Below are 1,626 nucleotides of genomic sequence, written 5' to 3' on the forward strand. Positions count from 1 at the left end.
GGTCACGGGTGCAGGGGGTTGGCGATGGTGACGTAGACGGACTGGGTGTCGACCGGGCCGACGAGTTCGTCGAGGCCGTGCAGCCGGGTCAGCAGGTTGGCCTTGCAGCGCAGGACCGGGGAGTCGAGCAGGCGGGCCGGCAGGGTGGAGCGCGTGCGGGCGGGCCCGGAGGCGGCGTCGCCGAGGAAGCGGCGGAAGGCGGCCAGCAGCAGCCGCTCGTCGGCGAGCCGCCCGGAGCCGAAGGCGCCGATGAGGCCGAAGACGTTGTTGACGGCGAGGTAGTAGGCGAAGCGTTCGTCGGTGACGTCGTCGGGGACGAAGGTGTCGCTGCGTCCGCCGATGCCGGGCAGCCGGGCGTCGAGTTCCGCGCGCCGGGAGGCGCGGAAGTAGTAGCCCTGGTTGTCGCGGTAGCGGCCGCCCGCGGGCCAGCCGTCGGCGTCCAGCAGGAGGAGCGTGTTCTGCTGGTGGGCCTCCAGGGCGACTCCGGCTTCTCCGTCCAGCCACAGCACGGGGCGGACCACCTGCTCGAGGTAGCGCAGGAACCACTCGGCGGCGACGGCTCCCCGGGGGCGCCCGGTGCGGGCGGCGAGGCGTGCGACGGCCTCGGCCAGGCGGGACCGCATGGCCGGAGCCGCGCCGGCTCGGGGGGACGGCCGGGGCGCCACGAGTGAGGCGACGCAGGAGACGTCGTCCGACGGGCCGAACGGGTTGTGCCGGATCATCACGTCCAGCCCGGGCACCGGGGCTCCGTCCTGGTCGTCGACGGCCAGCCAGGCCGGGTCGCGGACGATGTCGAAGCCGGGGTGCGCCGCGTGCCACTGCCGGGCGAGGCCGCCGCGCAGCAGACGGTGGACCTCGACACCGCGGTGCAGTTCCTTGCGGAGGTTCTCACGGCGGGAGTTGGTGATGCGCAGGCCCAGCGACAGCTTGAGCATGGCGGGGGCGCCGCTGCGGTGGACGGTGCGTACGGAGGAGGTGGGGTGCCAGGCGGGGCCGTGGGGGCCCAGGTCCCGGAGGAGTCCCGCGTCCAGCAGCGCCGCCGTGCCCGCACGGTGCCGTAGCTCCCGCGACTGCCACGGGTGCAGGGGCAGGGCGGCGTATCCGTCGGGCAGGGACAGTCCCGCGCCGGCGAGCCGGGCCGTGAGCCGTTCGGCGGGGACCGGCCGGCCGCGCTCGGTCCAGGCGGAGTCGGTGGCGAGCACGGAGCGGGCCACCGCCATCCAGCACAACGGGAAGGAACCTCGCAGTTCGGGCGAGTAGGGGCGGAGTTCGGCTTCCGACAGGCCTTCGCGGCTCTTCGGGGTCGGATGCAACGGGTGCCCGAGCAGGAGGGCCTGTTCCGCGGAGAGGAAGAGGTCGGGTCCGTCCGCGGGATGTCGCCGGCGGTCACCGAGGAAGAGGGTGGTGCGGCGGACGGAGTCGGCGACACGGGCGACGAGGTCGACGGCGTCGGCGCCCGCGCCGGTGGGCGCCTCCCGGACCAGCAGGGCGGCGACGGTGACGGCGTCGGCCGGCGGGGCGTCCTGCGGGGCACCGGCCAGGTACGGGAGGCCGAAGCGGTGCCAGCCCGTCGGGGACCAGTGGCGGACCGGGACGAGCAGGGCCGTACCGCTGGCCGGGAGGGGG

1 protein-coding gene is annotated in these 1,626 nt (G+C 75.5%); it reads right to left on the reverse strand.

What is annotated here, in order from left to right:
• Positions 1–2 precede the first annotated feature (2 nt).
• Positions 3–1,626 (reverse strand): IucA/IucC family protein (locus C1I97_RS36835; protein ID WP_111007230.1); only part of this gene is annotated, 1,624 nt, incomplete at its 5' end.

Source organism: Streptomyces sp. NTH33 (assembly GCF_003236365.1).
GTDB lineage: Bacteria > Actinomycetota > Actinomycetes > Streptomycetales > Streptomycetaceae > Streptomyces.